Origin of the sequence: Streptomyces sp. NPDC006544, assembly GCF_040611715.1 — a bacterium.
Taxonomy (GTDB): Bacteria; Actinomycetota; Actinomycetes; order Streptomycetales; family Streptomycetaceae; genus Streptomyces.
Genome location: NZ_JBEXOV010000026.1, coordinates 58,547 through 85,024, shown reverse-complemented (window position 1 = coordinate 85,024; position 26,478 = coordinate 58,547). Strand labels below are relative to the sequence as shown.

Sequence of the window (26,478 nt, the reverse complement as noted above, 5' to 3'; positions counted from 1 at the left end):
GCGAACACGACGTGACCGTCGAGACCAACAACGACCGCATCGCGGGCGACCTCACCAAGTGGCTGGCCGCCCGCGCTACCTAAAACACGGCCTAGACCTTCACGGCCGGCTTCTCGGCCGTGACGTCCGCGGCCGCGGCACCCACCTCGGCCGCGGCGGGTGCCGGGGTGCCCGCGGGGGTGGAAGCGGGGGCGGTGGCGGTGGCCGTGTACATCACCGAGCCCTGCTTGTGCTCCTTCTCGATGGCGCCCTTCTTGGTGAGCGCCTCGAGGGTGTTGCGCACGACCTGCGTGGAGGCCGGACGGCCGGGGTGGGCCTGGGCCAGTTCCGCGGTGATCTCGTTGACCAGGCGGGGTTCGGCGGCGCCGACCAGCAGGGCCAGGACGAGTTCGCGGAGCGGGGGTTCGGTCTTGGCGGGAGCCGGGGAGGTGGCCTTCCCGGCCGTCGTGGTGTCGGCCTTGCGCGGTGCCTGCTTGGCCTTCACCGCCTGCGCCTTGACCTCGGTGACGGGCGCGGCCGTGGTGCGCCCGGCCTTCTTGGCCGGCGTCGCCTTCTTGGCGCGCGACGTCCCGACGGCCGCCTTCTTCGCCTGACGCGGCTTGGGAACGACTCCGGGAGTGGCGCCGGGAACGGCCACGGGCGTGGCCGCGGGCTTCGCGGCGGGGGACCGGGTCGCGGTCGCCTCCGCCGCCGGGGCCAGTGTGCCCTGCATGCCGCTGAGCCAACTCTCGTCCGACTTCAGCTGCTTCAGGCGTGCCTCGAGCTCCGTGATCTGTGCGGCGAGGCTCTCCTGCTCCTTGCGGTTGACATCGAGATCAGCGGCGAACCGTTGCGCGTACCGGCTGTGGATGGGTGTGGTGTCCGACTCATCGGCCATGGTTGCTCACTCTCTTCGTACCTTGCGGTGTTGCTGCCGGATGGTACTCACCATCAGGCGGTGATAGTTCCCCTCCGATGGGATCCGTACCCCTCGGTTCACCGGGAACCACGACAACCGGTGGGCGGGAGAGGCGCTGCCGCCCTCGGTCCGACCCCCGCCGGGAGCGGGCAGTTGGCCGGGCCGTGGCACGTGGTGCGTCGCCGGTGTGCGCTCGACTCGGCTGTGTGCTCCGGGGGTTCGCGATCGCGCGGGGTGCCGAGGAATCGCGCAGGAGCAGTCGCAGGGGCAGGCCTGCGGCAGGCGACGGCGACGGCGACATCGACGATGACGATGACGGCACACACGCACGCGACGATTACCGCTCTTGCCGCCAGTGCATACAATATTGCCCATGACGCAAGGCAAGGACGAGTTGGACAGCCTGGTACGCAGCCGGATCCGGGCCCTGCGGGTGGCGCAGGGCTGGTCCCTGGAGGAGCTCGCCTCCCGTGCCCGGGTCAGCCAGTCCACGCTCAGCCGCATCGAGAACGGCCAGCGTCGCCTCGCGCTGGACCAGCTCGTCATCCTGGCTCGGGCCCTGGACACCTCCCTGGACCAGCTCGTCGAGACCGCCACCGAGGACGTCGTCACGAGCCCGACGATCGACGGGGCGCACGGTCGCATGCGCTGGCCGGTGCGGTGGGACCCCGGGATGAGCGTCGTGCGTCAGCGGATGACGGACCCGCCGCCCGACAACCCGGCGCGCATGCGCGCCCATCCGGGCCGTGAATGGCTCGTCGTCCTGTCCGGCACCGCGGTCCTGATGCTGGGCGACCGACGCATTCGGATGGAGGCGAACCAGGCCGCGGAGTTCCCCACGATGCTGCCGCACGCCATCGGAGCCGAGGGCGGCCCGTGCGAACTCCTGGGCATCTTCGACCGCGACGCCCGCCGCAGTCACCAGCGCGGCGACGACGCCTGAGCCGGCCGCGGCGCGCGCTCCCGTCCGGCGGCGCGGCCGGGCACCGTACGGAATCCAGAGGTTCCGTACGGCGCCGGCCCTGTGCGGGCTGTCGGCTCATCGGGGGTGGGTCAGAGTGCGGGGTGGGCGTTCTTCATGAGTTCTTGGAATTGGGCGGAGAACCATTGTCCTGCGAGGGGTGCGTCGGGGAGGGATCCGGACATGCTGTTGCCGTTGCGGGCGTTGCCGGTGTAGGTGGGGTCGCACATGCGGTCGAAGCCCTTGCCCTCGTTGTTGGGGATTTCCTTGCTGGCGCCGTCGGATTCGCCCGGGGGCTTGATCCACACGTAGGCGTCGATGCCGGCGGCGGGGGCCGCCTGGGGTCGTTCGCCGAGTCCGGCGCCGGACTGGTTGCACCAGTTGCCGAGGTGGATGCGGCGGTCGTAGCGGCCGCCGTTGACGTAGGTGTCCACGCTCGTCAGCGCGCCGGGTCCGGTCGGGCGGGCGGTGCCGCCCCAGCCGTTGCGGGAGGTGTCGATGAGCATGCCGATGCCGGGGTCGAAGCCTAGGGAGATCAGCTTGGTGCGCATGCCCTGGGCGTAGGACAGCTCGTCGGTGTAGCGGTTCCAGTCGACCCACTTCGACTGGCGCACGGAGGTGCCGTTGACGGAGTCGTCGATGGTGAAGTTGTCCTCCTTCAGGGCGCTGTAGTTGGCGGTGTTGACGATGAAGCCGTGCACGTTGGCGAGCGTGGAGCCCTCGGCGGTCGCGGCCTGCTTGAACATCTCGGCGGAGGCGCCGAGGTTGTCGTCCCAGCCGAGCCAGCCGTGGTGGCCGGCGTCGACGTAGTTGTAGACGTTGGGGATGGAGCCGAGTTTGTTCAGGGCGTAGCCGACGCCCTTGATGTAGTTGCCGTTGGTCTTCATGGTGTCGCAGTTGGGGGTGGCGGTGGGGCGTCCGGAGACGTTGGTGACGAGGTTGGGCAGGGAGTCGATTTCGACGGTGGTGACGATCCGCAGCCCCGCGTACTTGGCTTCGCGGAGGATCGAGGCGATGGGGTCGATGTACTGCGTCTTGTACTTGTCGATCTCGGTGGGGCCCAGTTCGCCGTTGGAGGCGAGCGCGGAGCAGTCCCGTCCGGGGAGGTTGTAGATCACCAGCTGGACGACGAGTTCGCCGCTGCCCTTCTGTGTCAGGGCTGCGTCGAGGTGGTCGCGCAGACCCATCGTGCCGCTGGTGCCCGTGACGAGGGCGATGCGGTCCAGCCAGACGGCGGTGGGCTGGTTGGCCACCCTGCTGCCGCCCGGTTCGGCGGCGGCGTGGGCGGACCACTCGGGGTTCACGTACATTTTGGCGCCGGCGTAGGGGTTGTCGACCTTGTTGCCGGTGGGCGGAGGCGTGGTGGGCGGCGTGGTGGGCGGTGTGGTGGGCGGGGTCGTCGGGGGTGTGGTGGGGGGCTGGGTCGGGTCGGTGGCGCCGTTGCAGGTGACGCCGTTGAGCTTGAAGGTCGCGGGGACGGCGTTCGTGCCGTTGTGTGAACCGTTGAACCCGAAGGACGTCGAACCGCCCGTGGCCAGCGACCCGTTGTAGGACATGTTCTTCGCGGTCACCGCGGCCCCGGACTGGGTGATGGTGGCGTTCCAGCCCTGGGTGACCTGTTGGCCGTTGGCGTAGGACCATTCCAGGGTCCAGGCGGCGACGGGGTCACCGGTGTTGGTGACGATCACGTTGGCACCGAAGCCGGTGTTCCACTGGTTCGAGATCTGGTATTCGACCTTGCAGCCGGCGGTGGCGGCGCCGGTGCTGGTACCGAACGCCGTGGCCGTGGCGCCGGCGGCCGTGACGAGACTGAGGGCCGCCAGCAGGGCGGTGCGGGGGATGGTGCGGCTCATGTCGTGGGGTGCCTTTCAGTTCAGGGCGCGCAGGCGGTCGCGCAACCCGAGGCCGAATGCGGTGGGCGTGCCGTCGTACGAGGTGATCAGGGACGGCCCCGAGGAGCAGTTCCAGGTGTTCCAGGTCCAGCCGAGGTATGAGAGGGCGCGGGCGTCGGACCACGCCATGACGCGGTCGATGAACGCGTGTCCGCAGGTGTTCTCGCCGATCTCGCCCGCGACCAGGGGGACCCGGGCCGCGACCGGGGCGAGAGTAGAGTCCCAACATGTTTCGTCAGCGCAGGTGTTGAAGTTGTAGACGTGCCAGGCCGCGGCAAGATGGCCCGTCGGGTCGGCGGGGGCGTGGGCGAGCCACTGGCTCAGGTCGTTGGAGTACGCGATGCCCGGGACGAGTACGAGATTGCGGGCCCCGGTGGCGCGGACGGCGTCCACCAGGTCCTGCATGCCGGCGACCTCGTAGCCGATGCCCGGACAGGTGCCACCGTCGCGCCAGCAGGTCCACGCCTGCGCGGTGGTGGAAGTCGCCCGGTCCGGATAGGGCTCGTTGAACAGGTCGAAGGCGATCCGCCGGTCGTTCTTGAAGGCGTTCGCCACCGAGGTCCAGAACGCCGGCGCGTACCGGGCGTCCGGCATCGGCTTCTGGCAGGAGGCGTGGACGTCGGCGCACCCGGAGGAGTTGCCGGTGTACTGGCCGTAGGTCCAGTGCAGTTCGACGACCGGGGTCATGCCGTGCGCGAGGACCCGGTCGACCAGCCCCTTGACGGCGTCGATGTACTGCGCGCCGCGGTATTCGGACTTGATGTTGTCGAGGCCGAGCCAGCACTCCTCGTTGAGCGGGATGCGGACCGTGTTGGCCTTCCAGTCGGCGATGGCACGCACCGCGGCGTCATCGACGGGACCGTCGAAGATGCCGTTGCCCTGGACGCACATGAACTCGCCGCCGGAGCGGTTGACGCCCAGAAGGCGGCGGGTGGCGCCGTTCTGGTCGGTGAGGCGGTTGCCGGTGACGCTCAGCTCGGGTGCGCCGGGCGCGGGACCGGGGGGATCCGTCGGGTCCGGAGGTGTGGGTGTGGGCGTCGGTGTGGGCGTGGGCGTGGGTGTCGGATCCGGTCCCGGCTCGGTGTGGCAGAGGTTTCCGTTGAGCGTGAAGGCGCCGGGCGCGGTGTTGGCGCCCGACCAGGAGGCGATGAAACCGGTCGTCGCGCTCGCGCCGGTGCCGAGGCCGGCGTTCCAGTTCTCGTTCACGGCCACGACGGCCGGTCCGGTCTGGGACCACTTGGCGCCCCAGCCCTGGCTCACGGCCTGAGCCGCCGGGAAGGTGAAGCCGAGGCTCCAACCGTTCAGCGCGGAACCGTTGTTGGTGACGGTCACGGCGCCTTGGAATCCGCCGGCCCACTGGCCGACGACCGAGTACTCCACCGTGCAGAGGGGTGCGGCCGCGGCGCCTGGGGCCGTACCCATGGCGGCGAACGCGCAGCTCGCCGTGACGAGCGCTGCCCCTGTGAGCAGCGCGAAGGGGCGTGGGGGATGTCGCATGAGCGAGTCCTTGCAGCGAGGGCGCGCCCTGACGGCGCGCCGACTGACGGAGTCGCTCCCACTGGTTGGGGCCAGACCGTAGCGGCAACCGGCGCGGAGCAAAAGGGGAGTTGATGAAATTGGCCGCGGGAAGCCTTCGACTCCTCGCGCGTCTTGACGCCGCTGCGTCCCGTCTGCACAGTGGGAGCGCTCCCACTGGTTCGGAGCTTGTGCCCCACGTCCTTCGCGCGCCCCGTTTCCCCAGCCGAGCAGCCGAGCAGCCGAGAGGAGAACCGTACGCATGCCGGCCCGCCCGGCGTCCGGACGCCGCGGGCCGCCCGTCGCGCCCATCCCGTATACGCCCCCACGCCCCCACGCACCCGACGGGCAGACGTCCCGCGTACACGCACCCCGTGTACGCGCACCCCACCTCCCCGCACCCCGTACGCACGCACGAGCACCCCGGCGGACGACCCCGCCGAGGTGCTCGGATGGTGTGCGCGGACGCGGGCGCGGATCAGAGCTGGCAGGAGATCTCGTTCGCGACGCGCTCGCCGGAGGAGACCGCCGCGTTGAGCGTGGAGTCGTTCACGTCGGTGTGCTCGCCCGCGAAGTGGATCCGGCCTTCCTGGAGTCCCTCGCACCCTGCGATCGAGGTGTACTGCCCGGTTTTGTAGTACTGGTAGGCGCCCCGCTGCCACGGAGCGCGCGACCAGTGGTCCTCGTACGCCCTGCCCGTGTACGCGGCCCTGGTGCCCGGGTACACGTGCTCGACCTGGGAGAGGAACCAGTCGACGTCCGCGGTGGGCGCCGGGCCGTGCGCGGCCCCGGTGAGGGTGTCCCGAGCGGTGTTCCCGCCCGGGAATCCGGCGAGGAGCGCGGGTGATCCGGCGGGTCCGAGCGCGACCGAGCCGTCCCAGGCGGTCTGGTAGCCGGCCGGGTCGGTGTTGCTGATGCCGTTGTAGCCGAGCCGCGGCCAGGTCTTGGCGGAGAGCTCGGTGACGATCTTCGCGTTCTGGCCCATCCCCTGCTGCCGGATGGCGGTCAGCTTGCGCGGGGAGAGGCCTGCCCCGGAAAGGTCCACGTCGCGCAGGGTGCTGAAGGGCAGCGCCAGCACCACGTGATCGGCCGGTACCGAGACCGTGCTGCCGTCGTGGTCGAAGACGCAGGTGTACGAGCCGTCGCCGCCGCGGCGCAGGGCGATGAGCTCGTGCCCGAGCCGGACCGCCCCGGCCGGGAGTTGCCGCGTCATCCCGGTGACGAGCTGGTCGTTGCCGCCGACGAGGTGGTACTTCTCGTCGAAGCCGCCGCCCGCGAACACGGACGAGCCCCCGAAGAAGCTGATCATCGCGAGTGCGGAGGTCTCGCCGGGTTCGCCGCCCGCCTGGAGCTGGAGGGAGCGGATCAGCCGGCCGAGCCGGGAGCCGGGGGCGAGCCCGATCTCGTCGAGGTAGTCGAGGCAGGACAAGTGGTCCAGCCGGTACGCCTCCGGGGTGTAGCCGTCGAAGCGAGCGGTGCCGGCTGCCGCGTAGGAGGCGCTGAACGCGTCGTAGGCGGCGGCGATCCAGTCGTCCTGCTGCACGGTGCCGGGGTAGGAGGCGCCGTCGATCCAGGCGGCGTAGTCACCGGAGTTCAGTGCGCCGCCGTTCGCGAGCTCACGGCGCAGGCCGAGATCACGGGCCAGGGCGAGGATCGCGGTGTCGGTGGAGCTGATGAAGGAGCCGCCGTGCTCGTGGACCGCGCCGCCGGAGAAGAATCCGCGCAGGGACCAGCAGCGGCCGCCGACGCGGGTGGCGTCGGCCTCGTACACCGTCGTGGCGACCGGATTCCCCCGGGTCCACAGGTGGTGTGCGCACCGCAGGCCCGCGAGTCCCGCGCCGACGATCACGACGCGCGGGGCGGCGGCCCCGGTGGCCGCCGAGGCGCCGCGCGGGAAGAGCAGGCCGCCGGGCACCGCCCCGGCGAGGGCCATCGCGCCGGCCGCGCCGAGCACCTGGCGACGGCTCGGCGTGCGGGCGGAGGAGCCCTGTTCGTCGGCGCGGCGGGTACGTGCGCGGCGGGTGATCTCCATGCTTTCGCCGAAGGCCTCGGCGACGGGCACGCCGCGGCGGCGGGCTTCGGCGTGTACGGAAAAGGCGAGGCGCAGCGGGTCGGGGATGCCGGCGCGGTTGGCCGACTGGTGCACGTGGGGCATGGAATCCCTCTTTTCGAAATCCTGCGGACGGCATGGACTCGGGCTGAGGGGGAGTGAACCGCTGGCGCAACGTCGTTGTCAACGGTGTTGCGCCAGCTTCCGCGAACGAGGTTGCACGGGCGGTCCGGCCGACAGGGGCGGCGGAAGGGTGCGGAAGTGCGCGAAGTACGCGGAGGGGCGTGGGCGCGACGCGGGGAGGGGCCCGGGCGCGGCGTGGAGAGCGCGGGCGCGTGGACGGGCGTGGAGGGGCGCGGGCGCGTGCAGGGGGTGAGGGTGCGCGGAGGGGTGGGGCGTGGAGGGGTGAGGGTGCCGACCGGGAGGGCCGGTCGGCGTGACCGCGGCGGGCGCCTACGCCCCGCGCAGTGCCTCGACCCGGGTCTCGATGGCGGTGATCAGGGCTTCGACCCGCGCCCGGAAGATCTGCTCGTCCGTCACCTCGGCCAGCTCGCTGCTCAGTGCGGTGATGTTCGGGAATCCCTCCGGGTCGACGAGGCGGTACTCGCGGTTCCAGGAGGACTCGTCGGCCGCCCGTACGTCCGGGTCGAACAGCAGGTAGGCGGCGCGCTGGCCGACGTAGGCGAGCAGCGAGTCGCCGACCATCCGGTAGTGGACGGCCGCCTCCTCTCCCCGGAGCCCCGCCTCCGTCACGGCGCCCAGGATGAGCTCCACGACCCGGAACTCGTTGCTCCTGCGGGTGGTCCGGCTGGCCATGGTCGAGCCGACCACCGGATATCTGAGCGCGACCTCGAGGGAGCCGTCGGCGAGCGCCCGCAGCCGGTCCTTCCAGTCGAGGCCTTCGGGGATGCTGTCGAGCACCTCGCCGAGCGTGCGGTCGGCGACGGAGAGCAACAGCTCGTCCTTGTCGCGGAAGTGACGGTAGATCGCGGTCGGGTCGGCGCCGAGTTCCTCGCCGAGACGTCGGACGGTGAAGGCGTCCTCGCTGCCGCGAGCGGCGATGCGCAGGCTCGCCTCGATGATCGCGTCGGGTGTGAGCTGGCTTCCCGCGCGCTTGGACCGGGTGGGAGTGTCGGTTGGCTTCGGCATGGTGCGGCCAGTGTATCGATTTGGAACAGAGGCAGCGCAACACCGTTGACAACATTGTTGCGCTCCCGTTCACTCCTCCTCAACAAACAAGCCGTGCGGGCATGCCCCGCCGAGCCGGAGGATGCGTCGATGGGCAACACAGGGCAGCGGACCGCGCAGCGAGCCGACCTCGTCTTCGTCGGAGGGCGGGTCTTCACCGGGACCGCACCCGCTCCGATCGACGCCGCCGTGGCCGTCGCGGACGGCCGGATCATCGCCGTCGCCGACGCGGCCACCGTGCGCTCCCTCGCGGACGCCGGAACCGAGATCGTCGACCTCGAGGGTGGGCTCCTCGTCCCCGGATTCCAGGACGCCCACGTCCACCCGGCGGTCGCCGGCGTCCAGATGCTCAGCTGCGACCTGAGCGAGGAGCGCTCCATCGACGGCTACCTGGCGGTGGTCGCCGCATTCGCCGCGGACCACCCCGATGCCGCCTGGATCCGCGGCGGCGGCTGGTCGATGGACATCTTCCCCGGAGGCACGCCGACGCGCGCCATGCTCGACGCGGTGGTCCCGGACCGGCCCGTCATGCTCACCAACCGGGACGGCCACGGAGCCTGGGTCAACACCCTGGCGCTCCGGCTCGCGGGGGTCGACCGCACCACCCCCGACCCGGCCGACGGCCGGATCGAGCGCGAGGAGGACGGAAGCCCGGCCGGCACCCTCCAGGAGGGCGCCATGGACCTGGTGGCACGTCACGTACCCATCGCGACCCCGGACGAGGCCCACGCCGGACTGCTCGCCGCCCAGGAGCACCTCTTCTCCCTCGGCGTCACCAGCTGGCAGGACGCCATGATCGGCGCCTTCCCCGGCAACCCCGACAACTACGGCGTCTACTTGCGCGCCGCGCGCGAGGGCTCCCTGCGCGCCCGCGTCGTAGGTGCCCTGTGGTGGGACCGCGAACGCGGACTGGAGCAGATACCCGACCTGGAGGAGCGCCGCCGCACCGGCCGGGTCGGCCGCTTCAACGCGACCAGCGTGAAGATCATGCAGGACGGCATCGCCGAGAACTTCACGGCCGGCCTGCTGGAGCCCTACCTCGACGGCTGCGGCTGCGCCACCGGCAACTCCGGGCTCAGCTTCATCGACCCGGAGGTGCTCACCGAGGCCGTGTCCCGGCTCGACCGCTCGGGCTTCCAGCTCCACTTCCACGCGCTCGGGGACCGGGCCGTGCGCGAGGTCCTCGACGCCCTCGCCGAGGCCCGCGCGGCCAACGGAGCCAACGACAACCGCCACCACCTCGCACACCTCCAGATCGTCCACCCCGACGACATCGGGCGCTTCGCGGCCCTGGACGCCGCCGCCAACATCCAGGCGCTGTGGGCCGCCCACGAGCCGCAGATGGACGAGCTCACGATCCCCTTCCTGGGACCGGAGCGGGCCCGCCTCCAGTACCCGTTCGGCGACCTCCAGCGCGCCGGGACCCGACTCGTCGCGGGCAGCGACTGGTCGGTGAGCAGCCCCAACCCGCTGTGGGGCATCCACGTGGCCGTCAACCGCTCCGTACCCGACGAGGCCCCCAACTCGCCCGGGACGTTCGAGCCGGCGGCGCCGTTCTTCCCGGAGCAGGCCCTGACCCTTTCCGAGGCCCTCACCGCCTACACCGCCGGCAGCGCATGGGTGAACCACCTCGACGACGTCACCGGCACCGTCGAGGAGGGCAAGTACGCGGACCTCGTGGTCCTGGACCGCGACCCCTTCGCGCACCCCTCCATGGAGATCGCCGAAACCCGCGTGCTCCGCACGTACATCGACGGCGAGCTGGTCTTCGCCGCCACCGACTGAGCCGCACCGCGGACTGCGCGGCCACAGGCGCGCGGTCAACAGGCCGCGCAGTCGCCGGCCGCGCAGTCGCCCGCCGCGCCGCCACCGGCCGAGCCCACCGGCCACGAAGTCACCGGCCGGCCCGCCACCGGCCGAGCGTCACCCACCCCACCGAGCTCACCCCTCAGGGAGCCAGACGATGTCATCAGCCCGATCGGGATCCCCACTGCACCGCCGCGGCCGCAGCCGCGTCCGCCACACCGTGGCGGCCGCCCTCGCCGCGGCCGCCGTGCTCGTCACGAGCGCGTGCAGCGGCAGCGCACACCCGTCCAAGGACCAGGCGACCGCCTACCGGCTCACGGACAGGACGCCCGCCGCCACCGCGAACCTGGACTCCTTCACCTGGTCCGTCTACGCGGAGCCGACCACCATCGACTACGCCTACTCCTTCGACTTCCCGCCCAACCAGATCCTCTCCAACGTCTGCGAGAGCCTGCTGCGCTGGAACCCCGACCTGACGACCTCGCCCAACCTCGCCAGCTCGTACACCAACCCCACGCCCACCACCTGGGTCTACCAGATCCGCCCCGGCGTGAGCTTCCACGACGGGACGGCGCTCACCGCGGACGACGTCGTCGCCTCGCTGCGCCGCAACCTCGACCCCGAGACGGCCAGCGTCTGGGCCAACCAGTACAAGAACGTGCGGTCCATCGACAAGAGCGGCCCGATGGAAGTCACCGTCACCCTGACGAAGCCCGACTCCACCTTCAACCAGTACCTGGCCGCCGGCCCGGGCACCGTGGAGTCCGCCGCCACCCTGGCCAAGTCCGGCAAGGACTACGGCAATCCGCAGACGGGTGTGAACTGCACCGGCCCGTTCTCGTTCGGGTCCTGGACCTCGGGCCAGTCGCTCACACTCAAGCGGTTCGACGGGTACTGGAACCAGGAGCTGAAGGCCAAGTCCGGCGAGGTCAAGTTCGTCTTCCTCGCCGACGCCACCACCCGCGTCAACGCCTTCCAGAGCGGCGAGGTCGACGGCGGCTGGATGGTCCCGTCGAACGCCTACGCCCAGCTGGGCTCCACCCAGGCCGGAAAGCTCTACTTCGGCCGCAACACCACCGTCGCCGACGAGGTGGTCAGCAACCTCAAGGGCCCCCTCGGCGACGCCCGCGTCCGCCAGGCCCTCCTCATGGCCATCGACCGCGAGGGCATCGTCAAGGCCGGCGCCGGCGGGGTCGGAGAGGTCTCCGACTCGCTCGTCACCGACAGCCTCTGGACCGGCGCGCCCTCCGCGGCCCGCGAAGCGCTCCAGAAGGAACTGCCGAAGTACCCGTACGACCCGGCCAAGGCCAAGGCGCTCGCCGCCGAGGCCGGAGTGAACGGCCAGAAGATCGTGATCGCGACCAGCCCGCTGGACTCCCAGACGACCATCATCACCCAGGCCGTCGCCCAGGCCGCCACCGCCATCGGACTGAAGCCGCAGATCGACTCCCTCTCCGCCGAGAAGTACACGACCCTCTTCACCGACCCGGCGGCCCGTGAGGGCATCGACCTCTTCCTGACCTTCTGGTACACGTCCATCACCGACCCGCTGGACATGTTCGCCTCGCTGGAGACCGGCGCGTTCAGCAACTACGGCAACTGGTCCGACCCGGCCTTCGACGCGGCCGTCGACCGGGCCGTCGGAGCCTACGACCCCGCCGAGCACGCGGCCGCCAACGCCGAAGCCCAGAAGATCGTCTCGCGCGAACTGCCCTGGCTTCCCCTGTACACCCAGCCCGTGAGCGTCTTCCTCGGCAAGAGGATCACCGGCGTCCAGCCCTCCATCGCCTACCTCTACTACCCGTGGGCGGCCGAGATCGGAGCCAACGGATGACGGCCGCGGTGGCCCGCGCCGGACGGGTGCTGCGCCGCCTGGCCGGCATGGCGGCGACCTTGCTCGCCACTTCCTTCCTCGTCTTCTCCTCACTCTTCCTGGCGCCCGGGGACCCGGCCGCCTTCCTGGTCAAGGGACGCAGCCCCAGCCCGGAGGACCTCGCCGCGATCCGCAGCCAGTACGGCTTCGACGAACCGTTCCTCGTCCGGTACTGGAACTGGCTGGAAGGTGTGCTGCACGGCGACTTCGGCCGCTCCTACCTCTTCCACCAGGACGTCTCCTCCGTCATCTGGTCGCGCCTGCCCTCGTCCATGCTGCTGATCGCCATGTCCGGCCTGATGATCGCGGTGTTCGGCATCGGCTCCGGCATCATCGGCGCGCTGCGCCGCGGCAGCCGCACCGACCGCTCGCTGATGCTGCTCGTGACGGTGGGCGCGGCCGCGCCCGCCTTCGTCGCCGCCCTGCTGCTGCGGTCGGTGTTCGGGGTGCAACTGGGCTGGTTCCCGACGATCGGCAACGGCGTGGACCCCCTGGACCGTCTGCACCACGTGATCCTCCCGGCGGTGGCCCTGTCCGTCACCTTCACGGCCCTGGTGACCCGCGTGACCCGCTCGGCCATGCTCGACGAGCTGCGCCGCGAGCACGTCGAGGTCGCCCTGAGCCGCGGGACACCGCGCCGCACCGTCATCCGGCGCCACGTCCTGCGCAACGCGCTCGGACCGATCGTCACCGTCTCCGCGCTCCTGGTGTCCGGAATGCTGGTCAGCACCGCGATCGTGGAGACCGCCTTCGGGATGTCCGGCGTGGGCTCCCTGCTGGTCCAGTCCGTGGACCAGATGGACTTCCAGGTCGTCCAGGCCATCGTGCTGCTGGTGGTCGCCGCGTTCGTCGTCGTCAACGCCCTCGTGGACCTCGTCCACCCCCTGATGGATCCGCGCACGGCGGCCGCCGGGAGCACCCGATGAGCACACGTTCCGAAGCGGGCGCCACGGCCCGCACCCCGCGCGTCCGGCCCGACCGGTCCGCCCGCCTGCGCCACCTCGGCGGCAGTCCGCTCCAGCGGACCTCGCTCGCGCTCCTCGTCCTGTTCGTGCTCGTCGCCCTGCTCGGACCCTGGATCACCCCGCAGGACCCGACCTTCGGCCGACTCGGCGACACCCTGCTCGGGCCGGGCGCAGAACACTGGCTGGGGACCGACCAGGGCGGCCATGACACCTTCTCCGCGCTCGTCGCCGGCACCCGTACCAGCCTCGCCGGCCCGCTCGCCGTCGTCCTGTTCTCCACCCTCCTCGGAACCGCCGTCGGTCTGTTCACCGCCTGGCGCGGTGGCTGGATCGACACGGCCGTCGGCCGCTTCCTCGACGTCCTGTTCGCCTTCCCCGCACTGCTGCTGGCCATCCTCGCGGTGGCCCTCTTCGGCAAGGGCATGACGGCTCCGGTGCTGGCCATGGCCGTCGCCTACATGCCGTACACCGCACGCCTCGTCCGCGGGCTGGCCGTCCAGGAGAAGACCCGCCCGTACATCGCCGCCTACCAGGTGCAGGGCCACTCCGCCCTCTACGTCACCGTCCGCAGGATGCTGCCCAACATCGCCCCGACCCTGCTCGCCCAGGCGACGGTGAACTTCGGCTACGCCCTGCTCGACCTCGCCGCCCTGTCCTTCCTCGGACTCGGCGTACAGCCCCCCACCCCCGACTGGGGCGCCATGATCAACCAGGGACAGGCCGCCGTGCTCCAGGGGCAACCGCTGTCCGCGATCGCGCCCGCCGTCGCCGTCGTCCTGGTCGTCGTCGCCTTCAACATCGTCGGGGAAGACCTCGGCGACCGGCTCGCCGGGAGGGACTCCTGATGACACTGCTCGCCTATGACGCCCTGCGCGTCACCCTTCCCGGCATGGCCCGCCCCGTCCTCGACGGAGTCGGCCTCACGGTCGCCGCCGGCGAGGTCGTCGCCCTCGTCGGGGAATCCGGCTCGGGCAAGTCCGTCACCGCCCGCGCCGCCCTCGGCCTGTTCCCCCAGGGCGCCGCGATCGGCGGCAGGGTCCTCGTCGACGGGACCGACCTGGTCGGCGCCGACGCCGCGAGCCTGCGCGAGGTACGGACGAACAAAGCGGCGATGATCTACCAGGACCCCCGCGCCGCCATCAACCCGGTACGCCGCGTGGGGGACTTCCTCACCGAGCCGCTGCGCCTCGTCCACGGCTGGACCAAGGCGCGCGCGAACCTCCGGGCCGCCGAACTGCTCGAAGCGGTCGGCCTGCCCGACCCGGTGCGGCACCTGGAACAGTTCCCGCACGAGCTCTCCGGCGGCATGCTCCAGCGCGTGGTCATCGCCGCGGCCCTCACCGCCGAACCCCGGCTGCTGCTCTGCGACGAACCGACCACCGCCCTCGACGTCAGCACCCAGGCCGAGATCCTGGCCATCCTGGGCCGGCTGCAACGCGAACGGGGCCTCGGGCTCCTCCTCATCACCCACGACATCGAACTCGCGGCCTCCGTCAGCGACCGGATCTACGTCATGTACGCGGGCCGGATCGTCGAGACCGCGCCCGTGGCGGAGCTCTTCGCCTCGCCCCGCCACCCCTACACCGCGGGCCTGCTCGGCTCCTCCCCGCCGCTCACCGGCCCCCTCGCCCGCCTCACCCCCATCCCCGGCGCCCCGATGGGACTCCTGGAGTCCGCTCCCGGCTGCGCCTTCGCCCCGCGCTGCCGCTTCGCCGAACCGGGCCGCTGCGACCGCTCCGCACCGGAGCTGCGCGCGCACGGACCGGCCGAGGTCGCCTGCCACCTCGCTGCCGAACTCACCCGGAAGGACGTCAGTTGACCCACGAGACGAGTACGCACGCACGCACGCACGCCGTGGGCGGGGCCGCCCCGGAACTCCTCCTCAGCGTGTCCGGCCTGCGCAAGACCTACCGGACCCGAGGGACCGAGGTCGTCGCCGTCGACGACCTGTCCTTCTCCCTGCGGGCGGGCGGCGCGCTCGGCATCGTGGGGGAGTCCGGCTCGGGGAAGACCACCACCGCCCGCATGCTGATCGGCCTCGAGCGCCCCGACGCGGGCGAGATCCTCGTACGGGGCGAGCCGCTGGCCGCGTCCATACGGGGGCGGGCGGCCCGCCTGGCACGGGCCAAGGCGGTCCAGATCGTCTTCCAGGACCCCTACCTCTCCCTGGACGCCCGGCTGAGCATCGGGGCGACGATCAACGGCGTGCTCCGGCTGCACGGCCTGTCCGACCGTGCGGCCCGGGCCGCACGGGTCACCGAGCTCCTCGCCCTGGTCGGGCTCGGCGACCGGGAGGCCGCCGCGCTGCCCCGCCGCCTCTCGGGCGGCCAGCGCCAACGCGCCGCGATCGCGCGGGCGCTGGCGGTCGAACCGGCCGTCCTGGTGCTGGACGAGGCGGTGTCCGCCCTGGACGTGTCCGTGCAGGCGCAGGTGCTCAACCTGCTCTCCGACATCCGGCGCGACACCGGCATCGGCCTGGTCTTCGTCAGCCACGACCTGGCCGTCGTCCGGTACGTGTGCGACGAGGCGCTCGTCATGTACCGGGGCCGGACGATGGAACACCGTCCGGTGTCCGAGCTCCTCACCGACCCCCACCACCCGTACACCCGGCTGCTGCTGGCATCCGTACCCCGTCCGGGCTGGGACCCCGACTCGATCAGCCGCCGCCGCCGCGAGCTGGACCCGCTGAGCGCGGCCCGGAAGGGGTGACGGCGGACCGGCCGGCGCCGGTCTCACCCGTCCGGGCGTGCGGCCGCTTCCTGGAGGTACGCGGCGATCATGGCCAGGTCGTCGGCGATGTCCTTCACGCCGTTCACGTCCAGCGTGGGCGTGGAGGCGCCGTTGACGCCCGCGTAGAAGACGTCGAAGTGGCCGTCGCCCTTGTCCAGGTAGCCGGCGATCGTGATGGCGCCGACGGCCAGGCGGTCGTTGAGCGCGTCCAGCCCCACGGCGGCGCCCGTCTTGGCGAACACCTTGCCCCGCGCCGGGCAGTCGCGGCAGTTCTCGGCCAGCAGGCCGTCGACCCCGAGGATCGGCAGCGCCCTCCGGAACTGCTCGGCCTGCGCGGTGCGCGTCCAATGGGTCAGCATCTGCACCTCGGACTGCGGGGTGGCCCGGTCGGCGGGGTTGCCGCCCCGCCCGTCGAGGAGCTGCACCTGCTTGCGGTCGACGCCCGCCCGGTCCAGGTACGCGGACAGGACCGGGAACCCGTCCATGCAGGCCTTGCTGCCCTTCGTGACGGCCATCAGGCAGATGCCGAGGTTGGCGCCCAGGTTGTGGCTGACCTTGAGGATCAGCTCGGCGTACTCGGAGTAGGGCGGCGAGTCGTACGAGGCCACGCGGGGGCGGCCCGCGTACGCGGCGGGCAGCCGACCGGCCGGGTTGGGCCCCGTCGGGGCCGCCGTGACCTCCACCCCGGCCCGTTTCAGCGCCTCGATCAGCGCGGTGCGGCCGAAGGCCGCCGGGTCGGTGATGTCGGAGACGCGCAGCAGCGGAGCCGCGCCGGCCGCGATCGTGCCGGACAGCGAGATCCGGGTGCCGTCGGGGGAGGCCGTCACCTGGATGTCGGTGGGCTTTCCGGCCGCCACGGTCTTCACCGTCGAGGTGACGCGGTACGGGGCGACCTTCGGGCGCCAGTCCAGCCGCGCCGCCGCGCCGACCCGGTCGCCGGGGCTGGTCAACAGGTCGATGAGGTTGTCGTTGATGATCAGCGGGGTCGGCGTGGGCACCAGGACGGGGTCCGGCTGGAAGAGCCGGCTGTCCACGATCACGTCCCCCTGGACGCGGGTGATGCCGGAGCGCCGTACCTGCTGCGCGATCAGGTCGATCCCGGCGAGCGGGTTCTCCGGGGTGAGCGTGGCGCCGGGGAAGTCGTTGGCGTAGGTGTGGTCGAGGTCGGTGAAGGCGACCGTGCCGTCGGGGCGGGTCCTGCCCCCCATGGTGAGGTCGCCCTGCGCGACCAGGTCGAGGTCGCCCTTCAAAGTGCTCCCGCTCCGCTCGCCGACGGCGTAGACCGGGGTCTTGAAGCGGTGGTCCCCGCCGAGGACGTCCCAGGGCCCGGACACGCTGAACAGCTTGGCGGTCGACCCGGGGATGAAGAACTGCTCGGGGAACTGGCTGTGGACCACCTTCCCGCTGTCCGGGTCGGTCTGGAGCAGCCCCCACTGGGCGTTCTGGTACTCCGGCTTCCGCATGATCTCCGTGATCCGGGGGTCGAGACCGTCCGTACCGTCCGCGTCCGTCGACCCGCCCGAACCGGCCGCCGTTCCCGGCGCCAGGGCCAGGAGCAACAGCGCGCAGCACCCGCTGACCATGCGGCGACGCAAGGCTCCGGAGGAACCTCCGGATCGCTCTCCACGTTCCACGGCACGCCCCGTTCGTCTCATGAGGGCCACTCCGCCAGCCTGACACGGCCGCCTGGGACACGCACGTCGCCCGGACGGCCCGCGCGCGGGTACGCCCCGGCGAGGCGTCCACGACGCGCCCTGCGCGACCCGCGTCTGCGCAGGCGATCGCGCGCGTCCGGATGCGGGAGCGGACAGCCGCCGGATTCCTCCCAGCAGTAACCAAGTCGTCCTCATAGTGCCTGAAAGCGGGTCAGTCGGGGTATCTGTCGGGAGTGCGGGCCCACGTCCCCGGCGGGACGTGGGCCCACATGCCGACGCTGGTACGCACGCCGCCCGTCCGCTACGGCGCGCTCGTGAAAGCTCGGCGGTAGGAGCGGGGTGGGACACCCCGGCGCCGTACGAACTGCTCGCGCAGGACGGCCGCGCTCCCGTAGCCGACCCGGCGGGCGATCTCCTCGACGGGCAGGTCCGTCGTCTCCAGGAGTTCCTCGGCGCTGCTGAGGCGCAGGTTCCGCAGCCAGGCGTGCGGGGTCGTGCCGGTCGCGGCGGTGAAACGGCGGGCGAAGGACCTTTTGCTCATCACGGCACGCCGCGCCAGTTCCGCGACCGGGAGCGGCTCGTGGAGGTGCGCGCGGGCCCACCCGAGCACCTCGGAGAGGCGCTCGTCCTGACAGTCCTCGGGGACGGGAGCGGCCAGGTACTGGGCCTGTCCGCCGTCGCGGTGCGAGGGCAACACCACGTCGCGGGCGACCGTGTTGGCCATCGCGGCCCCGTACTCCCGCCGCAGCAGGTGCAGGCACAGGTCGAAACCCGCCGCGGCCCCGGCGCCCGTGATGATCCGCCCCTCGTCGATGTACAGGGCGTCGGATTCCACGACGACCTCCGGATGGCGGTGCGCCAGCAACTCGGCGAACCGCCAGTGGGTGGTCGCCCGCCGCCCGTCGAGCAGCCCGGCGGCGGCGAGCGCGAACGTGCCGACGCAGTGGGCCGCGACCAGGGCGCCGCCCTCGTACGCCGCCGACAGGGCGTCGAGCACGGCGCGAGCGGGCGGCGTGCGGAAACCGGCTCCGGGAAGCGCGATCACCAGGTCGGCGGCGGCCAGCCGGTCCAGGCCGTGCGCGATCGCGAGCGGTACGCCGAGGTCGGTGGGGACCGGACCGGGCCGGTCGGCGCACAGGGCGAAGTCGAAGCCGGGTACGTCCTTTCCGTGCGGACCGAACACCTCCGTGACGATGCCGACGGCCAGCATGCCGACACCGGGCGGGACGTACGCGGCGACAGTCGTGAAGGGGGGCACGGGACCAGTGTCGCACCGCTGGCACGAATCCTGCGATCAGCGGCAGCAGTGCCACTCGTGAACACCCCTACCGGCAGGAAGTATGGGGGCCATGACGAACACCACGGCAAACACCACGGCAAGCACCACGGCCGACGCGACGGCCGACGCGACGACCGACACGAAGGCGAACGCCGCGACGGACGCCCCGCTCGGACGCAGCGCCGCGTACACGATCCTGACCACCGGCTACGTCGGCTCCACCGGCCCCGGGGTCGCCGCCACCGTCTCCTACATCTCCGACGCCGGCCGCCACGTGATCTTCGACCCGGGCATGGTGGCCAGCCACGACGACATCCTCGGTCCGCTCGCCGCACTGGGGCTCGGCCCCGACGACATCACCGACGTGGTACTCAGCCACCACCACCCGGACAACACCATGAACGTAGGTCTGTTCGGCCGGGCCCGGGTACACGACCACAAGGTGGAGTACCAGGGCAACCAGTGGAACAACCGCGACGCCGAGGGGTACGAACTCACCCCCTCGCTGCGCCTGATCCGCACGCCGGGACACAGTCCCGAGGACATCACGCTGCTGGCCGGCACTTACTCGGGTGTGGTGGCGTTCGCCGGAGACCTGTGGTGGCACTCGGCGGGCCCGGCCGACGACCCGGTAGCTCCGGACCGTGAGGTTCTGCGCGCCTCCCGGCAGCGGGTACTGGCCACCGCGGACCTGATCGTCCCCGGCCACGGTGGCGCCTTCGAGGCCGGCGACACCGTGCCGCTCTAACCGGAGCTCTGCCGGTCCGCGACGCGCGGCGGGCCGCCTCCATGAGGCAGAATCCTGATCATGGAGCATCTCCGTCTGTTGACCACAGAGTCCGCGGTGACCGCGATACGCGCCATCGCCGACGAGTACCGCCTCACGATGAGCGTGACCGAGGACATCGGCGCCGACCAGACCTCGCGCCGCACGTGTGCCGGTGCCTTCGTGACGGTGGACGCCGACGGCTCACTGCCGCACGAGGCGTTCGTCGAACTGACGGGTGTCCCGGAGGTGAGCGTCCGGCTCTTCCCGGAGGACGACGCGAAGATCACCGTGGACGGCGTCGAGTTCCACGACGTGCCCAAGCACGCCGTCCCGGCCTTCCTCCGGTCCGTGTACGGCGGACTGGCCTTCACCAAGGGCCGGTTCTTCCCGCCGGGCCGTTGGCTCGTCGTACCCGTGCCCGGTGACGAGACGTACAAGGAACTGATCGCGTCCGTGACGACGACCTCCTGGCTCACCCGGACCGCTCGCGACTGACACGTCCGTGGGCGGTGCGGCGAAGCGCGAGGAGCTGTTGGGTGTGTCCCGGTACGTGGCTCTCGGCGAGGCCGTCGATGAGGCCCGCGAGCGGGAGCGGCCGGTCCAGCGCGAGCGTGTCGTTGGACAGGAGGAGCGCGGGTACGAGAACCGAGGCAGCCTGCTCGTCGAGGCGATCGGCGATGTCGCAGAGCACGGCCGCCTGGCTGCGGACGTGATCGATGAGATCGGCCCTGCCCGAGTGCGCCGCGATGATCCGCTCGAGATTCCAGGGGTCGAGGGAGATCCGGTTGTCGAAGGCGGGCCGCGCCCCGGCGACGACGCCGAGGGCGGTCGCCGCGGTCGCGGCGTCGACGCTGAGGACGTGGGCCAGGATCTGGTCGGCGTTCCACCCGCCGTCCTCGGGGTCGCCGAGACCGGGGACGGCCGCGGCGTCGAGGAAGCGGCCGTAGGCGTTGCGCAGTGCTGTGGTGTCCATGATGCGGTTGCTCCCACTCAGTCAGGTGGCGTCGGAGGTGCAGCCTGCTCAGCGGCCTCGGCAGCCTCAGCTACGCGCTTGATGGTGGCCAGTCGGCGGTCCCAGTCGGTCGCGAGCGTGGCCATCCACCGTGCCGTCACGTTCAACGCCGCCGGCCGCACCGTGTACCGGACCTCGCGGCCGACCCGGCTGCCGCAGACCAAGCCGGCGGCGTCCAGGACGGCGAGGTGCTTGACCACGGCCTGGCGCGAGACGGGGAGTTCGTCGGCGAGCGTCGTCGCGGTGGCCCCGCGCTGTGCGGCGAGGAGGTCGAGCAGCCGGCGGCGCGTCGGGTCGGCCAGCGCGGCGAGGACGCTGTTGACGACCTCGTCGGCGCCGGCGCCGGGGCGTTCCTCCCTCACGCGGAGGTCTGTTCCGCGCGTGTCCTGAGCGCGTCGAGCTCCAGGGGCCAGCCCTCGCTGTGATCCTGAAGGTTCTGGGTCCGCAGGGCCTCGGACCCGGCCAGCGCCGCGAAGCCGCTCTCGACGACGCGCAGCCGCGTCTGCTCGCCCTCCTGGGTCAGCGTGAACTCCACGAGGGTGCTGTTGTTCTCGCGCAGCTCCTCTCCGGGGAACGCGCTGGTCCAGCGGTACGCCAGGTAGGTCGGCGGCTCCACTTTCTCCACGCGCACCGGGAATTCGCCGTGCTCGGGGTGCTTCGCGATCATCGACTCCCCTTCCCTGGCCACGGTCCCGGGCAGGGAAGCCTTGTCGGCGACCCAGAACCCGGGCTGGGCCACGAGCGACCAGACGCGCTCCAGGGGTGCCGCGATCAGGGTCTCGCGTTCGATCCGGTCCTCGCTCATGGGCTGACTCCGTTCATCGACGCCATTGATGTGCAACCCCAGGATTGCACCTGCGCCGCGCTGGGCGCAACCCGTGGGTTGCTTCTCGAGAGGCCGGGCGGCGCGACAAAGGCCTGCACGACCCGGGATCCGGATCCGGGACCCAGGATCCGGGGATCCGGGATCCGGAACCCCCGATCCCGGATCCCCGGAGCCGCGGTCCCGGCGTCCCCGCTGGCGCTACCGTGGTATCGCCCTGCGAGATCCCGCCCTGGAGGCCCCGATGAGCGAACAGCCGGCCGCCGAACGCCGGCCGCTCGATGCCACCGCCGCCGACGCGGTGCGCGCGTACGCGGCCGGCGAGCGGGCCAGGACGGACCGTCTGGCGAGCGTCCTGGAGGACATCGCGGCCCACGGGTACCCCCCGGCCGAGAGCGGCGTCCCGTGGGAGACCGCCCGCGACAACCACCTCGCCGAGCTGGCCGGTGAGCAGAACCGTGTCACCTGAGAACGGAGCTCGGCGGACCGTGGCAGGGGCGGCCTTCAGCTCCTGCGGCTGACGCCGGGCGGGGCCGGTTCCGACACGACGCCCCCCCGGTCGGCCCTCAGGCCTGCCCGGTCCCTCCGGTCTCGGTCCACGGACGGAGTTTCTCCGGGTTGCGGACCGCCCAGATGCGGGTGATGCGGCCGCCGGTGAGGCCGAACGCCGCCACGGTCACCGTGACGCCGGCGTTCTGCGCGACCAGGCCCGGCCGGCCGTTGACCGACCGTTCCAGGAGTGTCAGTCCGGGGGCCGCGTCAGCGATGTGGATCAGGTACTGGGCGATGCGCGCGCTGCCCTCGACCGGACGCAGGACGGTGCCGACCAGGCCGCCACCGTCGGCGGTCATCGTGGCCTCGGGATCGAGGAGGCCGACGAGGGCTGCGATGTCCTTGGCTTCCCACGCCTCCTTGAAATGCCGTACCAGACCGGCCTGAGCGGCCTGAGCCGCCTGCGCGGACCGTTCGCCCGGCCCGGCGAACCCGGCGAGCCCGGCGTCCGGAACGGCCGGAGCCCGCTCGGCGCGCACGCGTCGACGGGCCGAGGACGCCAGCTGCCGGCAGGCCGCCGGCGTCCGGCCGGCGATCTCGGCGATTTCGGCGAAGGGGTACCGGAAGACGTCGTGCAAGATGAACGCCACGCGTTCGGCCGGCGTCATCGACTCCAGTACGACGAGGAAGGCCATGTTCACCGACTCGTCCAGCGTGATCTGGTCGGCGGGGTCGGCCGGCCCGCCCCCGCCGCCCGCGGGCCCGCTGAACCACTCCGTACGGTCGGGCAGCGGTTCGGGAATCCACGGCCCGACGTAGCGCTCGCGCCGGACCCGTGCCGAGCCGAGCGTGTCCAGGCAGATGCGGCCGGCCACCGTGGTCAGCCAGGCCCCGGGCGACTCGACGGCTTCCCGCCGCTGCCGCGACATCGCGTACCAGCGGGCGTACGTCTCCTGCACGGCGTCCTCGGCCTCGGCCAGCGAACCGAGCAGCCGGTAGGCGAGATTGAGCAGCCGACGCCGCTCGCCGACGAGCACGCCGAGGTCCGGCGCGGACCGTTCGTGCACCGGCACGGATGGGGTGTTCATGGTGACGACCGCTCCTCGCTTCTTCTCGTCTGTCGCTGTCGCTGTCGCTGCCGTCACCGCTCCGGCCGCCTCGACGAAACTCCGCGCCGGTGAACGAGGTTGGCGCTTCGCCTCACATTTCGGGGGCCCGCGTCGTCGGACTACCGAGACACTACCGATCCACCGCCGCGAGGCAGAAGAGGGGACCGCGTCATGGCGACACAGACGACGCAAGAGCAGGGCAGATTCACCTTCGTGCAGGTCGCGGTGGCCCTGCAGACCTTGGCCGTCTTCTTCCAAGCGGCCACCGCCGGACTGCTGTTGTCCTGGCCCCCCGGTGAGGTCCTGCACGGTGTCGGAGCCCGGGTGATGTACGGCGCGTCGATGCTGTACGTGCTCGCCGCGGTCCTGGCCTGGCGGCCGGGCGGCGGGTCGCCCCGCCCCGTCCTCCACGCGTCGGGTTTCCTCGTGCTCGCTTCGGTGCAGGTGGTGCTCGGCATCGCGCACGTACCGTCGGTCCATGTCCCCCTGGGCGTAATGATGTTCGGCCTGAGCGTGCTGGCGCTGGTCCGGTTGCCGTCCACCCGTGCGCCCGGGGGCACCGACACCCGGAGATAGTCGCCGCGCGAAGAGCGCTGCCGGATCCGCCGCCTCGCGGATGCGCGCGTGCACCTGACGGCGCGCGCATCCGTCCGACGCGGTCCACCGCGCACGGCGCCGCACCGGCTCGGGGGCGTCCACCAGCCATTTCTCCGAAATTGGCCATGTCATCGGGGCCGGTCACCCTGCAAACTCACCTCATCGGCCCGGAACAAGGCCACTGGAACCATGTGGAGGCGAGCGGAATGCAGCAGGAGACCACCGACGGCTACGGGCGCGGGACGGAGCGCCGAGCAGTGGCACGAGTCGAGGCTCCCGCGCGAGCTGGTGCACGCCCCTCCCCACCCCCGCTCTCCTACGTCCGCTTCGGTGAGCGGCCGCTGCGTCGACTGCCCCAGTTGTTCGTCGGCCTCACCCTGTACGGGTTCAGCCTGTCGCTCATGGTCCGGGCCTCGCTGGGCCTGAACCCCTGGAGCGTCCTGAACGACGGCCTGGTGCGCCACACGTCCCTGAGCTTCGGCACGGTCACCGCCCTGGTCGGTGCGGTGGTGCTGCTCCTCTGGATACCCCTGAAGCAGAGGCCGAAGTTCGGCACCGTCGCGAACATCGTCGTCCTGGGGTTCTCCTCCGACCTCGGACTCTGGCTCGTCCCCGAGGAGCTCGGGCTCCCCACCCGGATCGGTCTGCTCTTCGGCGGGATCCTCCTCAACGCGTTGTCCATCGCCCTCTACGTCGGCGCCCGCTTCGGCCCCGGGCCCCGGGACGGCCTGATGACCGGGGCGTCCGCGCTCACCGGACGTTCCATCCGTTTCATCCGCACGTCCATAGAGATCACCGTGCTCGGTGTGGGCTGGCTGCTCGGCGGCACCGTGGGCGCCGGTACGGTGCTGTACGCACTCGCCGTGGGCCCGGTCACGCAGTTCTTCCTGCCCCGCTTCGCCTGCACCAGCTCCGCGGAACGCGGCGCCGCCGCGCCCCCTGGCGAGCCGCGGACGGATACCGGCGCGAACTGAATCCACCGCATCGCCGGCGTGCCGCACCCCGCCACCATCCGGGGCGCCCCGGGGCGGATCGCGGTGCAGGTGGAGCAGTCCGGCTGCACGCGGGGGACGGGCGTGGTGGGATCTGCGAGGTGAAGGATCCCTTTGGCTGTGACGAACCGGCTCTCCTGGCGCACTCCCGGACGACGGACCGGGCGGCGGCGCGCCGCGCCGTGGCCTCCCGCGCCGTCGACCCCGGAGAACTGGCGCTGCTGCTGGACATGCTCGGCCTGCGTCCCGAGGACGACCCGCACGCGTACGGCGCGACCCGGGGAGGGCGCGGGGCCGACGCGGAGGCGCCGGCGTCACCGCGGCCCGGTGTCGTACCCCCGTGACGGTGGCCGTCCGCACGGCGGTACGTCGCGCACCCTCCGGCGATCGGGCAGGGCCGGTCCGAGACGGGCTGGTCCGAGACGGGCTGGTCCGAGGGGGCCGGTCCGAGGGGGCTGGTCCGGGCGGGCGGTCTCCCGTGTGTCCCGCGCCGGAAGCGGGATCTTCGTCGTCCGCGGAGGGATGGTGGTGCGGTGCCGCACACCACCGCTTGAGGAGACGTACATGAACCCGAACGCGCTGCTGCGGGAGAACAGGCCCTCGGCGTACGTGCCCGCTCACGCCTGTCCGCGCCGACGCCGGCGTCGGCGCCCCGGGCGGCTGCGAGGTCCGGCGGTGGACGCGCTGGCGGCCGTCGCGGTGGCGGCGGTGCTGGGCGGGTGCGGGGCACCCGCACCCCGGGTGGAAGGCGCCCGGCAGGCCGGCCTGGCCTTCGAACAGGCCCTCGCCGACGCGGACTACCCGCGGGCGTGCGCCTTGCTGGCGCCCCAGACCCGACGACAGCTCGAGGACGACGAGCACAAGCCGTGCGGCGCGGTCCTGCCCGGTGAGGAGCTGCCGTCGGGAGCCGGCCAGGTGCACGGCACGCAGGTCTACGGACGGCAGGCGCTGCTGAGCACGCAGAAGGACACCCTGTTCCTGTCGCAGTTCGACGACGGCTGGAAAGTGGTGGCCGCGGGCTGCACGCCCCGGGGCGAGCAGCCCTACCAGTGCTCACTGAAGGGCGGCTGACATGCGCGGCCTCTTCATCGCCTGCCTGGTGACGATCCTGGGCGGACTGGGCTACTTCATCACGATCGGAGCGCTGGACCGGTGAGCGGCGAGCGTGCCGGGGGCGGATTCTGGCGGAACAACAGCCTCACCCTCGCCTTCGGGGGTGCGTTCTTCGTCGTCCTGGCGGGCCAGGCCCTCGCCGGGCATGCCGGGTTCAACCAAGACCTCGCCGTCGACGGGCTCCAGCAGCTGACGCTCGGGGAGTACCTCATGTCCTCGGACTTCGCCGTCGACGTCTCCGAGAACTGGCAGTCGGAATTCCTCCAGTTCTTCCTCTACATCTTCGGCACCGTCTACCTCCTCCAGCGCGGCTCACCCGAATCCAAGGAACTGCACAGAGCGGGGACGGAGAGCGACCGCGAGCAGCGCGTCGGCGACCACGCCCGAGGTGACTCGCCCCGATGGGCCGGTACGAAGGACTGGCGGCAGCACGTGTACGCGCGCTCCCTGGGGACCGTGATGGCCCTGCTGTTCCTGCTGTCCTGGCTCGCCCAGTCCATCGCCGGCACCGCCGCCTACAACGAGCGGCAGCTGCGCGATCTGCTGCCCTCCGTCTCCTGGGGCGGCTACCTCGCGTCCGCCGATTTCTGGAACCGATCGCTCCAGAACTGGCAGTCCGAACTCCTGGCCGTGGCCGCCATGGCCATCCTCTCCATCTACCTGCGCCAGCGGGGGTCACCGGAATCCAAGCCCGTCGGCGCCCCGCACGCGTCCACCGGTGTGGAGGGCTGAACCGCCTTGCCCGTCCCCAGACTCCGG

At 71.8% G+C, this 26,478-nt stretch carries 26 protein-coding genes; 15 read left to right on the top strand and 11 right to left on the bottom strand.

Annotated features, from left to right (window positions below; genetic code table 11):
- Positions 1-91: 91 nt before the first annotated feature.
- Positions 92-877 carry a hypothetical protein gene (locus ABZY44_RS15330; RefSeq protein ID WP_356653797.1) on the bottom strand — a complete coding sequence of 262 codons (786 nt, stop codon included), beginning with the start codon at positions 875-877 and terminating at the stop codon, positions 92-94.
- 394 nt (positions 878-1,271) lie between these two features.
- Between ABZY44_RS15330 and ABZY44_RS15325 the strand changes: the two genes are divergently transcribed.
- A complete protein-coding gene (locus ABZY44_RS15325; protein ID WP_356653795.1) occupies positions 1,272-1,841 on the top strand; it encodes a helix-turn-helix transcriptional regulator in 570 nt (189 codons plus the stop codon).
- A gap of 110 nt (positions 1,842-1,951) precedes the next feature.
- On the opposite strand, the gene ABZY44_RS15320 is transcribed toward ABZY44_RS15325, so the two are convergent.
- From ABZY44_RS15320 to ABZY44_RS15305, 4 genes are all read right to left on the bottom strand, one after another.
- Positions 1,952-3,712, bottom strand: a complete 1,761-nt coding sequence (locus tag ABZY44_RS15320) for a glycoside hydrolase family 6 protein (protein ID WP_356653793.1) — start codon at positions 3,710-3,712, stop codon at positions 1,952-1,954.
- A gap of 15 nt (positions 3,713-3,727) precedes the next feature.
- Positions 3,728-5,248: a cellulase family glycosylhydrolase gene (locus ABZY44_RS15315; RefSeq protein ID WP_356653791.1), complete on the bottom strand. Its 1,521-nt coding sequence runs from the start codon at positions 5,246-5,248 to the stop codon at positions 3,728-3,730.
- 496 nt (positions 5,249-5,744) lie between these two features.
- Complete coding sequence (locus tag ABZY44_RS15310; RefSeq protein WP_356653789.1) at positions 5,745-7,421, bottom strand: NAD(P)/FAD-dependent oxidoreductase; 1,677 nt, start codon at positions 7,419-7,421, stop codon at positions 5,745-5,747.
- Between the two features lie 348 nt (positions 7,422-7,769).
- The gene (locus ABZY44_RS15305) at positions 7,770-8,465 is read right to left on the bottom strand and encodes a helix-turn-helix domain-containing protein (RefSeq protein WP_356653787.1); all 696 of its coding nucleotides are present in this window, start codon (positions 8,463-8,465) and stop codon (positions 7,770-7,772) included.
- Positions 8,466-8,594: 129 nt separating this feature from the next.
- Here ABZY44_RS15305 and ABZY44_RS15300 point away from each other — a divergent pair, with 129 nt between their 5' ends.
- From ABZY44_RS15300 to ABZY44_RS15275, 6 genes are all read left to right on the top strand, one after another.
- The gene (locus ABZY44_RS15300) at positions 8,595-10,289 is read left to right on the top strand and encodes an amidohydrolase (protein WP_356653785.1); all 1,695 of its coding nucleotides are present in this window, start codon (positions 8,595-8,597) and stop codon (positions 10,287-10,289) included.
- A gap of 178 nt (positions 10,290-10,467) precedes the next feature.
- Positions 10,468-12,144 (top strand): ABC transporter substrate-binding protein, encoded by a 1,677-nt coding sequence (locus tag ABZY44_RS15295; RefSeq protein ID WP_356653783.1) that lies wholly within the window; start codon positions 10,468-10,470, stop codon positions 12,142-12,144.
- Positions 12,141-13,109 carry an ABC transporter permease gene (locus ABZY44_RS15290; RefSeq protein WP_356653781.1) on the top strand — a complete coding sequence of 323 codons (969 nt, stop codon included), beginning with the start codon at positions 12,141-12,143 and terminating at the stop codon, positions 13,107-13,109. The genes ABZY44_RS15295 and ABZY44_RS15290 overlap by 4 nt, the downstream gene beginning before the upstream one ends.
- Positions 13,106-13,993, top strand: coding sequence for an ABC transporter permease (locus tag ABZY44_RS15285; protein ID WP_356653779.1), 888 nt, complete (start codon positions 13,106-13,108; stop codon positions 13,991-13,993). Before ABZY44_RS15290 ends, ABZY44_RS15285 begins: the two co-directional genes overlap by 4 nt.
- Positions 13,993-14,967, top strand: a complete 975-nt coding sequence (locus ABZY44_RS15280) for an ABC transporter ATP-binding protein (protein WP_356653777.1) — start codon at positions 13,993-13,995, stop codon at positions 14,965-14,967. Before ABZY44_RS15285 ends, ABZY44_RS15280 begins: the two co-directional genes overlap by 1 nt.
- A gap of 68 nt (positions 14,968-15,035) precedes the next feature.
- Positions 15,036-15,857 (top strand): ATP-binding cassette domain-containing protein, encoded by an 822-nt coding sequence (locus ABZY44_RS15275; RefSeq protein ID WP_356653809.1) that lies wholly within the window; start codon positions 15,036-15,038, stop codon positions 15,855-15,857.
- A 23-nt stretch (positions 15,858-15,880) separates the two neighbouring features.
- On the opposite strand, the gene dacB is transcribed toward ABZY44_RS15275, so the two are convergent.
- Both dacB and ABZY44_RS15265 read right to left on the bottom strand, forming a co-directional pair.
- Positions 15,881-17,461: a D-alanyl-D-alanine carboxypeptidase/D-alanyl-D-alanine-endopeptidase gene (dacB, locus tag ABZY44_RS15270; protein WP_356653775.1), complete on the bottom strand. Its 1,581-nt coding sequence runs from the start codon at positions 17,459-17,461 to the stop codon at positions 15,881-15,883.
- A gap of 373 nt (positions 17,462-17,834) precedes the next feature.
- The gene (locus tag ABZY44_RS15265) at positions 17,835-18,743 is read right to left on the bottom strand and encodes a helix-turn-helix domain-containing protein (protein ID WP_356653807.1); all 909 of its coding nucleotides are present in this window, start codon (positions 18,741-18,743) and stop codon (positions 17,835-17,837) included.
- A gap of 139 nt (positions 18,744-18,882) precedes the next feature.
- Between ABZY44_RS15265 and ABZY44_RS15260 the strand changes: the two genes are divergently transcribed.
- Positions 18,883-19,560, top strand: coding sequence for an MBL fold metallo-hydrolase (locus tag ABZY44_RS15260; protein ID WP_356653773.1), 678 nt, complete (start codon positions 18,883-18,885; stop codon positions 19,558-19,560).
- A gap of 60 nt (positions 19,561-19,620) precedes the next feature.
- Positions 19,621-20,076 (top strand): hypothetical protein, encoded by a 456-nt coding sequence (locus ABZY44_RS15255; RefSeq protein WP_356653771.1) that lies wholly within the window; start codon positions 19,621-19,623, stop codon positions 20,074-20,076.
- Here the strand turns inward: ABZY44_RS15255 and ABZY44_RS15250 are convergent.
- From ABZY44_RS15250 to ABZY44_RS15240, 3 genes are read right to left on the bottom strand one after another with little or no spacing between them, the layout of a single operon-like run.
- Complete coding sequence (locus ABZY44_RS15250; protein ID WP_356653769.1) at positions 20,054-20,554, bottom strand: hypothetical protein; 501 nt, start codon at positions 20,552-20,554, stop codon at positions 20,054-20,056. The genes ABZY44_RS15255 and ABZY44_RS15250 overlap by 23 nt on opposite strands.
- A gap of 17 nt (positions 20,555-20,571) precedes the next feature.
- Positions 20,572-20,955 carry a metalloregulator ArsR/SmtB family transcription factor gene (locus ABZY44_RS15245; RefSeq protein WP_356653767.1) on the bottom strand — a complete coding sequence of 128 codons (384 nt, stop codon included), beginning with the start codon at positions 20,953-20,955 and terminating at the stop codon, positions 20,572-20,574.
- Positions 20,952-21,398, bottom strand: a complete 447-nt coding sequence (locus ABZY44_RS15240; protein WP_356653765.1) for an SRPBCC domain-containing protein — start codon at positions 21,396-21,398, stop codon at positions 20,952-20,954. The genes ABZY44_RS15245 and ABZY44_RS15240 overlap by 4 nt, the downstream gene beginning before the upstream one ends.
- Before the next feature lie 262 nt (positions 21,399-21,660).
- On the opposite strand from ABZY44_RS15240, the gene ABZY44_RS15235 reads away from it, so the two are divergent.
- A complete protein-coding gene (locus ABZY44_RS15235) occupies positions 21,661-21,885 on the top strand; it encodes a hypothetical protein (RefSeq protein WP_356653763.1) in 225 nt (74 codons plus the stop codon).
- A gap of 97 nt (positions 21,886-21,982) precedes the next feature.
- Here the strand turns inward: ABZY44_RS15235 and sigJ are convergent, their stop codons facing one another.
- Positions 21,983-22,996, bottom strand: coding sequence for an RNA polymerase sigma factor SigJ (gene sigJ, locus ABZY44_RS15230; RefSeq protein WP_356653761.1), 1,014 nt, complete (start codon positions 22,994-22,996; stop codon positions 21,983-21,985).
- A 192-nt stretch (positions 22,997-23,188) separates the two neighbouring features.
- Here sigJ and ABZY44_RS15225 point away from each other — a divergent pair, with 192 nt between their 5' ends.
- From ABZY44_RS15225 to ABZY44_RS15205, 5 genes are all read left to right on the top strand, one after another.
- Positions 23,189-23,593, top strand: a complete 405-nt coding sequence (locus tag ABZY44_RS15225) for a hypothetical protein (RefSeq protein ID WP_356653759.1) — start codon at positions 23,189-23,191, stop codon at positions 23,591-23,593.
- A 227-nt stretch (positions 23,594-23,820) separates the two neighbouring features.
- On the top strand, positions 23,821-24,588 hold the full coding sequence (locus ABZY44_RS15220; RefSeq protein WP_356653757.1) for a hypothetical protein: 768 nt from the start codon (positions 23,821-23,823) through the stop codon (positions 24,586-24,588).
- Between the two features lie 119 nt (positions 24,589-24,707).
- A complete protein-coding gene (locus ABZY44_RS15215) occupies positions 24,708-24,950 on the top strand; it encodes a hypothetical protein (protein WP_356653755.1) in 243 nt (80 codons plus the stop codon).
- A 220-nt stretch (positions 24,951-25,170) separates the two neighbouring features.
- The gene (locus tag ABZY44_RS15210) at positions 25,171-25,677 is read left to right on the top strand and encodes a hypothetical protein (protein ID WP_356653753.1); all 507 of its coding nucleotides are present in this window, start codon (positions 25,171-25,173) and stop codon (positions 25,675-25,677) included.
- A gap of 81 nt (positions 25,678-25,758) precedes the next feature.
- Positions 25,759-26,451 (top strand): DUF6766 family protein, encoded by a 693-nt coding sequence (locus ABZY44_RS15205; protein ID WP_356653751.1) that lies wholly within the window; start codon positions 25,759-25,761, stop codon positions 26,449-26,451.
- The last annotated feature ends 27 nt before the right edge of the window (positions 26,452-26,478 follow it).

Excerpts from the sequence above, each read along its gene's own strand:
- ABZY44_RS15290 (WP_356653781.1), top strand. The coding sequence starts at position 12,141 with ATGACGGCCGCGGTGGCCCGCGCCGGACGGGTGCTGCGCCGCCTGGCC.
- ABZY44_RS15280 (WP_356653777.1), top strand. The coding sequence starts at position 13,993 with ATGACACTGCTCGCCTATGACGCCCTGCGCGTCACCCTTCCCGGCATG.
- ABZY44_RS15310 (WP_356653789.1), bottom strand. The coding sequence starts at position 7,421 with ATGCCCCACGTGCACCAGTCGGCCAACCGCGCCGGCATCCCCGACCCG.
- sigJ (WP_356653761.1), bottom strand. The coding sequence starts at position 22,996 with ATGAACACCCCATCCGTGCCGGTGCACGAACGGTCCGCGCCGGACCTC.
- ABZY44_RS15220 (WP_356653757.1), top strand. The coding sequence starts at position 23,821 with ATGCAGCAGGAGACCACCGACGGCTACGGGCGCGGGACGGAGCGCCGA.
- ABZY44_RS15285 (WP_356653779.1), top strand. The coding sequence starts at position 13,106 with ATGAGCACACGTTCCGAAGCGGGCGCCACGGCCCGCACCCCGCGCGTC.
- ABZY44_RS15210 (WP_356653753.1), top strand. The coding sequence starts at position 25,171 with ATGAACCCGAACGCGCTGCTGCGGGAGAACAGGCCCTCGGCGTACGTG.
- ABZY44_RS15320 (WP_356653793.1), bottom strand. The coding sequence starts at position 3,712 with ATGAGCCGCACCATCCCCCGCACCGCCCTGCTGGCGGCCCTCAGTCTC.
- ABZY44_RS15225 (WP_356653759.1), top strand. The coding sequence starts at position 23,189 with ATGGCGACACAGACGACGCAAGAGCAGGGCAGATTCACCTTCGTGCAG.
- ABZY44_RS15330 (WP_356653797.1), bottom strand. The coding sequence starts at position 877 with ATGGCCGATGAGTCGGACACCACACCCATCCACAGCCGGTACGCGCAA.
- ABZY44_RS15250 (WP_356653769.1), bottom strand. The coding sequence starts at position 20,554 with ATGGACACCACAGCACTGCGCAACGCCTACGGCCGCTTCCTCGACGCC.
- ABZY44_RS15300 (WP_356653785.1), top strand. The coding sequence starts at position 8,595 with ATGGGCAACACAGGGCAGCGGACCGCGCAGCGAGCCGACCTCGTCTTC.
- ABZY44_RS15260 (WP_356653773.1), top strand. The coding sequence starts at position 18,883 with ATGACGAACACCACGGCAAACACCACGGCAAGCACCACGGCCGACGCG.
- ABZY44_RS15305 (WP_356653787.1), bottom strand. The coding sequence starts at position 8,465 with ATGCCGAAGCCAACCGACACTCCCACCCGGTCCAAGCGCGCGGGAAGC.
- ABZY44_RS15255 (WP_356653771.1), top strand. The coding sequence starts at position 19,621 with ATGGAGCATCTCCGTCTGTTGACCACAGAGTCCGCGGTGACCGCGATA.
- ABZY44_RS15265 (WP_356653807.1), bottom strand. The coding sequence starts at position 18,743 with ATGCTGGCCGTCGGCATCGTCACGGAGGTGTTCGGTCCGCACGGAAAG.
- ABZY44_RS15240 (WP_356653765.1), bottom strand. The coding sequence starts at position 21,398 with ATGAGCGAGGACCGGATCGAACGCGAGACCCTGATCGCGGCACCCCTG.
- dacB (WP_356653775.1), bottom strand. The coding sequence starts at position 17,461 with ATGGTCAGCGGGTGCTGCGCGCTGTTGCTCCTGGCCCTGGCGCCGGGA.
- ABZY44_RS15235 (WP_356653763.1), top strand. The coding sequence starts at position 21,661 with ATGAGCGAACAGCCGGCCGCCGAACGCCGGCCGCTCGATGCCACCGCC.
- ABZY44_RS15295 (WP_356653783.1), top strand. The coding sequence starts at position 10,468 with ATGTCATCAGCCCGATCGGGATCCCCACTGCACCGCCGCGGCCGCAGC.
- ABZY44_RS15315 (WP_356653791.1), bottom strand. The coding sequence starts at position 5,248 with ATGCGACATCCCCCACGCCCCTTCGCGCTGCTCACAGGGGCAGCGCTC.
- ABZY44_RS15325 (WP_356653795.1), top strand. The coding sequence starts at position 1,272 with ATGACGCAAGGCAAGGACGAGTTGGACAGCCTGGTACGCAGCCGGATC.